The 8,025-nt window shown below is 34.1% G+C and carries 7 protein-coding genes; 5 read left to right on the top strand and 2 right to left on the bottom strand.

Annotated features, from left to right (window positions below; genetic code table 11):
• Nucleotides 1–66: 66 nt before the first annotated feature.
• Nucleotides 67–171: a putative holin-like toxin gene (locus tag RWZ86_RS08260; RefSeq protein WP_399545033.1), complete on the bottom strand. Its 105-nt coding sequence runs from the start codon at nt 169–171 to the stop codon at nt 67–69.
• Between the two features lie 388 nt (nt 172–559).
• Here RWZ86_RS08260 and RWZ86_RS07830 point away from each other — a divergent pair, with 388 nt between their 5' ends.
• From RWZ86_RS07830 to RWZ86_RS07810, 5 genes are all read left to right on the top strand, one after another.
• Nucleotides 560–2,236, top strand: a complete 1,677-nt coding sequence (locus RWZ86_RS07830) for a hypothetical protein (protein ID WP_314681175.1) — start codon at nt 560–562, stop codon at nt 2,234–2,236.
• Nucleotides 2,237–2,388: 152 nt separating this feature from the next.
• Complete coding sequence (locus RWZ86_RS07825) at nt 2,389–3,738, top strand: hypothetical protein (RefSeq protein ID WP_314681174.1); 1,350 nt, start codon at nt 2,389–2,391, stop codon at nt 3,736–3,738.
• A gap of 176 nt (nt 3,739–3,914) precedes the next feature.
• Entirely contained in the window at nt 3,915–4,376 is a 462-nt protein-coding gene (locus RWZ86_RS07820) for a CtsR family transcriptional regulator (protein ID WP_314681170.1), read from the top strand.
• An 11-nt stretch (nt 4,377–4,387) separates the two neighbouring features.
• A complete protein-coding gene (locus tag RWZ86_RS07815; RefSeq protein WP_314681168.1) occupies nt 4,388–6,871 on the top strand; it encodes an ATP-dependent Clp protease ATP-binding subunit in 2,484 nt (827 codons plus the stop codon).
• A 168-nt stretch (nt 6,872–7,039) separates the two neighbouring features.
• A complete protein-coding gene (locus tag RWZ86_RS07810; protein WP_314681165.1) occupies nt 7,040–7,735 on the top strand; it encodes a hypothetical protein in 696 nt (231 codons plus the stop codon).
• A gap of 88 nt (nt 7,736–7,823) precedes the next feature.
• On the opposite strand, the gene RWZ86_RS07805 is transcribed toward RWZ86_RS07810, so the two are convergent.
• On the bottom strand, nt 7,824–8,025 hold a 202-nt coding region (locus RWZ86_RS07805; RefSeq protein WP_314681162.1), incomplete at its 5' end, for a hypothetical protein.

Here is an 8,025-nt window from a genome sequence, read left to right as displayed (position 1 = left end):
AAAAGACGGTGGCTAATTTTTATAGTGTTTATAACACCACTCAACTAGTCAAAGTCATGAGCGGTGTTATTTTTTTGTCACTAATTCTATTATTTTGACAATCAGTGCCAATAATGCAACTAGTAAAGTCGCAAAAGAGCACACCAATGTCAACAATTCATAGACTGACAAAGTACAACCCCCTTTCGATAGATTTAATGAAGATGCCCATAAGCATCACCTACCTTTATAGAGATTGCCACCGCTTTAAAACTTTCTACGTTGAGAGTGTACCATAAACGAAATGGAAATAACAGTAGTATGTGTAAGAAATCACATTGTTTGAAAATTTTTTAGAGTTCTAGTATAATAAAGATACAAAAGGACACATCAATGTCAAAGCTTCATAGAGAGAATACCGCTTTACAAATATCATTTTGGAAGGCGGTTTTTTTATACGTGAATCGCTATTTAATAGATTTTCACCTGAATTCACATTTGTCAACAAAATCATCCCAAAGTTGTATGGACAGTTCTGGAAGATAAACCTATAATGAAGACAATAAAAGGAGGAATTTAAATGAAAGATGTAACCAATAGTGCCAATCGAAGTGCAAGAAATCAACAAGGTAAGAGCCTTCGATTGAATTTTTCAAAGACAATTTTATATATCATTGCAGTCATCATCATTGCGCTGTACTATTATAAAAATCTTCCACCAATTCACTATGCTTCACCTGCTTTCTGGGTGTTTTTAGCACTCATTTTAGTATTAGTTGGGGGGATTGAATGGATAACAGGAGCTAGTATTGCTTTTAAAACGAGTACGAGTAAGTTTTCGTGGGAACAAGTGAATGAGTCTAAAAGTCATTTAGTTTCTAAAATTGTACTTTCTATCGTTGGAGTTTTAGTTGTTATTGCTGCGGCAAGTTACTTTATTTTATCTCCATTATTTTTTGCAGAATCTTATTCTAAAATGATTCAAGTGAAAAATGCAGATTTTGCGACAGATTTTCCTAAGACAGATGTGACACAAATTCCATTAATCGATCGTGACACAGCTTCAAGATTAGGCAATCGTAGAATTGGGGCGTTAACCGACCTAGTTTCTCAATTCGAAGTGGCAGAAGATTATACGCAAATTAATATTCAAAATCATCCATATCGTGTATCACCATTAAAATATGCTGGATTTTGGAAATGGGTTTCAAACCATCAAGATGGAATTCCAAATTATATGCAAGTCGATATGGTGACGGGTGATGTAGAAGTGAAGAAACCAGATCAACCAATTCGTTATAGTGAAGCGGAGTATTTCAACCGTAATATTCATCGTCATTTACGTTTCAATCATCCATTTACATTATTTGGTAGTCCAAGTTTTGAAGTCGATGATGAAGGGACACCGTATTATATCGCTTCAACTTATAGTCGTAACTTTTTCTTAAGAGAACCTGAAGTGAATGGTTTAATTACGGTAAATGCTCTAACGGGTGAAAGTAAGCATTATAATTTACAAGAAATTCCTCATTGGGTAGACCGTGTCTATAGTGCGGAATTGATTTTACATCAGTTGGAAATGAATGGGAAATATAAATTAGGATTCTGGAATACGATTTTCTCTAAAAAAGGAGTGACGGTTCCTACAAAAGGGTATAATTACTTACCAATGAATGATGATATTTATCTATATACAGGGATTACTTCTGTAGCTTCAGATAATTCAAATATTGGATTTGTGCTAGTCAATACTCGTACAAAAGAAGCGAAAATGTATCCAATATCTGCAGCAGAGGAGTTCTCAGCAATGAGTTCGGCAGAAGGTAGTGTACAAGAAACGGGTTATAAAGCAACCTTCCCATTGCTCATTAGCCTCAATGGCAAGCCAATGTATATTCTATCGTTAAAAGATAGCTCAGGCTTGATTAAAAAATATGCCTTAATCGATGTTGAAAACTATCAAAATGTCTATGTAGAAACAAGTGTGAGTCGTTTAATTCAAAAATATGAACAATCTGCTCCTACGGAAAATGTTGGAACAGAAAGTGATGATCATCTAACAAGTGTGACGGGGAAAATTCAAGATATTCAAGGTGTGGTCGTGAATGGAAATACAATTTACTATTTATTAGTGGATGAAAAAGTCTACCGTGCTCCAGCTACGATTCAAAATCGTTTACCATTCTTGCAAAAAGAACAACAAGTAGAAATGCAAGTTACTCCTCATGGGGAAGTTAGAAGTATTGTCATTAAATAGAATCAAAAGTGTATCAGATGTGTCTGATGCACTTTTTTATTTTAGTAGTAACGAAGAAATTTTTTAAATAATTTGAATTTATATGGCATCTATAGTCTTTTTGTTGAAAGAATAGTACAATAAAACTGAATAGAGAAGAGGAGTGAAAGATAGTGGAAGAGATTTACAATGGATTGTATCAAGTTCAAGAGGAATTAGCTGAAATTGAAAAGGAAACAATGGTTGCAGCAGTCTGTAATCAATCGGGAAAAGTTCAATTTATTGTGCAATTAATGCATAATAAGGAAGGACAGTTTGCGGCATTTTTCCATAAAACTGTTCGTGAATATCAACATAGAATCAAAGCAGAAGATACTATCGTAGCAATTGCTGAAACGGAAGAAGATTTAGCTGAAATTGAAGGATTACGTAAAGGAATTCAAATTCTCTTTGTTCCATTAGACTTTATTCCGAAAAGTCAAAAAGAGACATTGAGAAACTTAGGGATTACTCGTAAAAGGAAGAAACTATATCCATTAATTTTAAGTTTAAATGATTCTAAATTACTTTCCAGAAATATAAAGGGAGCAGAAGTGACTTTCTGTAAAAAGGTGGTTGATTGGTTAACGCAAGAAGGAAATCTTGCATTGTTAGCAGCGACTACAAAACCGACTGAAAATAATACTTTATCGAAGATTACGTATCATACTAAGAAAAAAGAAAGTGTCTATGAACAAGGGGATATTCTTCAGTTTGAAGAAGAACTAACTTACGAAGAATTTATTGGTTATAAAGGTGAAAAACCACATCTTTATGTACCAGAATTAACACTTTATCGTGCAAAAAAAGGGATTCAATTATCTACATCTGAATCATTTGAAATTCGTTTAATGCTCTCTCCAACGCATTTTTATGGGAAAGATGAAAAAGACGGGCCTCAATATATTTTAATCATTGCTTTTGGAATGGAAATAGCATTGATTGAGCCAATGGATACATTAGATCCTAAGTTTATTCAAAATACATTAATAGAATTTTATAAGGATGTACCTATGACTCCAAAAAAATGGATGACAAAAGGAGTCTTTGCACCATTTTTGAAAGATTATTTAGATCCAGTGATGGAATTTTTCAAAACCCCGTTTGAGATTAGTTCAGAAGACTCTGTCATTGATACGTATACTTTTGATCATTTCTTTCACTTGATTACTTCTGATGATCCTTATTATGATTTTGACGATTATGATGACTATGAAGATTTAGAAGATTTTGATTTGTCGGAAGAACTTCGTGAATTTAGAGATTTTCATGAAGAGGCTAAAAGAGCTCCGTTTGTAGAAAAAGAATTAGAAGAATTTCAAAATGCGATGATTGCGGCAGTGAAATTTTTAGCTAAAAATTCAAAGGCTACTACTAATGAGTTAAAGAAACATTTAAAAGAAAATGAAGTGAGAAAAGAAATGATAGCTGCAGTGTTTCAAGAATTGGATGATTTGGGATATTCATTTCCAAATTTAACGTAAAAAATACTAGTAGAATCGATGGAGATCCTCAAATCCTGTTGGTGATTATTCACTGGCAGGATTTTTTTTGAAATAAATTTAACAAATTCTTTGTTTCTTCAGAGCTTTTTATTGGCAAAGAGAAATTTATTTTGTATAATTAAAGTCAAAGAAAGTCAAAAGAGAGGAGAGTTCGTATGCAACCGTCAAATATGTCGGATATTATTGAAGAATATTTAAAAAACGTCTTATTAGCACAAGAGAAAGTTGAGATTCGTCGTAGTGAAATTGCCGATCGTTTCAATTGTGTCCCATCGCAAATTAATTATGTGATTAATACACGATTTACGGTACAACAAGGTTATGTTGTAGAAAGTAAACGTGGTGGTGGTGGTTATATCCGTATTATGAAAGTGAATTTAGTCGATGATATGGATATTATTGATGCTTTATTGGAAGTTGTTCCAGAAGAATTATCCATCAAACAAGCCAATCATATTTTACAAAATCTATATGATAATGAGCTCCTCTCAAAAAGAGAAGCACAATTATTAAATATTGCAATGTCGAAAGAATCGTTAACAGAAGCAGAGCAATGTAGTGATCAACTTCGTAGTAATATGATGAAAAATATATTAACCAGTTTAAAGTATAAGTAGGGGTGACGTGAATGAGTGAAATGTTTACAGATAAAGCACGTAGTGCAATGGTATTAGCTGCTCAGGAAGCAATTTCTTTTAGACATCAAGCAGTGGGTACGGAACACTTATTATTAGGTCTAGTTATTGAACAAGAAGGCATTGCTGGAATCTTATTAAGAGAACGAGGATTAACCGCAGAGATTGTTCGTCAAGAAATTGAAGCATTAACAGGATATGGTAGTAATCGTAAAGAAATCGATCCATATTTAATGCCTTATTCACCTAGAGCAAAACAAGTAGTGGTTGCAGCAACAGAAGAAGCGAAACGTTTGAAAATTCCTCAAGTAGGAACAGAACATCTATTATTAGGCTTACTTCAAGAAGAAGTGTTAGCGACAAAAATTATGCGTGACAATCATGTTTCATTAGAAGAATTAATGAAGACGATTTATGAAAAAATTGGAATTCAACCTTCAAAAGCTCGTTCTACAAAAGGGCAAGTCTCTGGTAACAGTGCCAAAGATAAAACACCAACACTAGACAGCTTATCTAGAGATTTAACTGCTCTAGCTCGACAAGGAAAATTAGATCCAGTTATCGGAAGAAATGAAGAAGTTCGTCGTATGATTCAAGTGATTAGCCGACGTACGAAAAATAATCCTGTATTAGTTGGGGAACCTGGTGTAGGTAAAACGGCTATTGTAGAAGGATTAGCACAACGGATGGTGAACGGTGAAGTTCCTGAAGAAATTGCAAGCAAACGTTTAATGATGTTAGACATGGGTGCATTAGTAGCAGGAACAAAATATCGTGGTGAATTTGAAGAACGAATGAAGAAAATCATCGAAGAAATTTATACACAACAAGATGTGATTTTATTCATCGATGAATTACACACACTTATTGGTGCTGGTGGAGCAGAAGGAGCGATTGATGCTTCGAATATTTTAAAACCTGCCTTAGCTCGTGGTGAATTACAAGTCATTGGGGCAACAACCTTAGATGAGTATCAAAAATACATTGAAAAAGATGCTGCCTTAGAACGGCGTTTTGCTTCAATTCATGTAGAAGAACCAACGGCTGAAGATAGTATTCAAATTTTAAAAGGATTGAGAAAACATTATGAAGCGCATCACCATGTAGAAATTACAGATGAAGCGATTCAAGCAGCTGTACAATTATCAGTCCGTTACATTACTTCCCGTCGCCTTCCAGATAAAGCAATTGACTTGATGGATGAAACAGCGGCAAAAGCTCGTTTAGACGTGACAACAAAAGTTTCTCCAGTTGTGTTGTTAGAAGAAGAAATTTTACATTTTGAGCAATTGAAAAATCAAGCGATTCAACATCAAAACTTCGATGAAGCAGCAAAATTCCGTAAAAAAGAATTAGCGAAAAGAGATAAACTTGAAAAATTAATCGAAAAATTAGAAGCTTCACCAAAAACAGATTATATCGCTTCCATTGGAGAAGGAGATATTGCAGAAGTTGTTTCTCAATGGACAGGGATTCCTCTTCAACAAATGGAGAAAAAAGAAAGCGAACGTTTAATCAACTTAGAATCTGTCTTACACAAACGTGTCATTGGGCAATCAGAAGCCGTTAGTGCGGTCGCTCGTTCGATTCGTCGTGCAAGAAGTGGATTAAAAGATCCACGTCGCCCAATTGGTTCATTCTTATTCTTAGGACCAACTGGTGTTGGTAAAACAGAATTAGCGAAAACTCTAGCAGAAGCAATGTTCGGAGAACAAGATGCGCTAGTTAGAATTGATATGTCTGAATATATGGAAAAACATTCCGTTAGCCGTTTAGTGGGTTCACCTCCAGGATATGTTGGATTTGATGAAGGCGGTCAATTAACTGAAAAAATCCGCCAACGTCCTTATGCCGTGATTTTATTAGATGAAATTGAAAAAGCTCATCCAGATGTATTTAATATTTTATTACAAGTATTAGATGATGGACACTTAACCGATTCAAAAGGAAGAAAAGTGGACTTCAGAAATACAGTGATCATTATGACATCAAACCTTGGGGCTGTAGCTCTTCGTGAAGAAAAATCTGTTGGATTCGGTGCAAAAACGGTTCAACAAAATCATGAAGCAATGGAAAAACGAATTCGTGAAGAATTGAAAAATTCATTTAGACCTGAATTATTAAACCGTATCGATGAAACCATTGTCTTCCATAAACTTCAAAAAGAAGAACTAAGACAAATCGTTGGTATTATGGCAAAAGAAATTACTTCAAGACTACAAGAATTGAATATTACAGTGAAAATTACTTCTGCAGTATTAGATGTATTAGCTGAAGAAGGCTTTGATCCAGAATACGGAGCAAGACCAATTCGCCGTGCGATTCAAAAGAAAATTGAAGATCCATTAAGTGAAGCATTGTTAAGTGGAGAAATTCGATTTGGACAACAAGTCACTATTGGTGCCACAAAAGGAAAAATTACCATTAAAGGGAAAGAGAAAAAAGAAAAAGTGGAGAAAACTCCTGCCTTTGTGTAATGATTGATAAAATGTAGTAGATAGCCTTGCGAAAGTGAGGCTATTGTTGTTTTTGTAGGAAGTTTATAAAATACTACTTGTATAATTTGACTTTCTAGAGAATGAAGTGTTAAATTGGATAAGGAATATTTTTCAAAATATCTATAGTAATGATAAAGGGGAGTTTTTATGAAAAAACATCAATTAATGTTAGCTAGTTTAGCAGTTTTAGGTGCTGGATTTTTAGCAACAAGTTCAAATGTACAAGCAGCAGAACAAAGTAATACAGGATTTGCTCATAAAGATGGAAAAGTATATTACGTTGAAAATGGACAACTAACAAAAGGTTGGAAATCAATCAATGCTAAGTCTGAAGATAGTAAAGAAGGAACACATAAAGTTTGGATATATGTAAGTCAAACTGGTGAAGTTCAAACAGGTTGGGTTCAAGATAATGGTTCTTGGTATTATCTATCAGAATTAACTGGTGAACAAAAAGGTATTGGACTTATGCAAAAAGGATTTTTAGAAGTAAACAAAACATGGTATTACTTTGACGAATCAGGAGCAATGAAAGAAAATCAATGGTTCCAACAAAAAGATGGTTGGTATTATGCAGATAAATCTGGTGCATTAAAAGTTTATGAATGGTTCCAAGTAGGTCGTAAATGGTATTTTGCTACTGAAAAAGGAACAATTGTAACAAATTCGTGGATTAAATCAAATGATGAAGTTTACCATTTTAATGAATCAGGTGTAATGGCTGAAAACGAATGGTTTGAAGCAAATGGCGGTTGGTTCTACGCAAGCAAATCAGGTGCAATTTTAAGAAATACAAAAACTCCTGATGGATACTACGTAAACGAAAACGGTCAATGGATTTAATGCTTATTGAACGATAATAAGAAGACGACTCCAGTCGTCTTTTTTTTGTGGAAAACCTCCACCATTTCTCTATAGTGAAAGTGGTGAGTTAGCAAAGGTGGTTGGTTGCAACTTCTTTACGTACGTTTACTCCCTTCAAAAAACGCCCGATACAAAAGAAACTAAAAAATAGAACCCTAATTTCAACGTAGTAAAAGTAAAAATATCCTTTTCTGGATATTTTTACAGGGAAACGCCAAGACGGTTTCACCGTCTTACTCATGACAGAAACAAAATTTGGTATTATACTT

Origin of the sequence: uncultured Granulicatella sp., from assembly GCF_963545075.1 — a bacterium.
GTDB lineage: Bacteria > Bacillota > Bacilli > Lactobacillales > Aerococcaceae > Granulicatella.
Note: the sequence above shows the minus strand (reverse complement) of the source record. Positions and strands in the feature narration are given on the sequence as shown.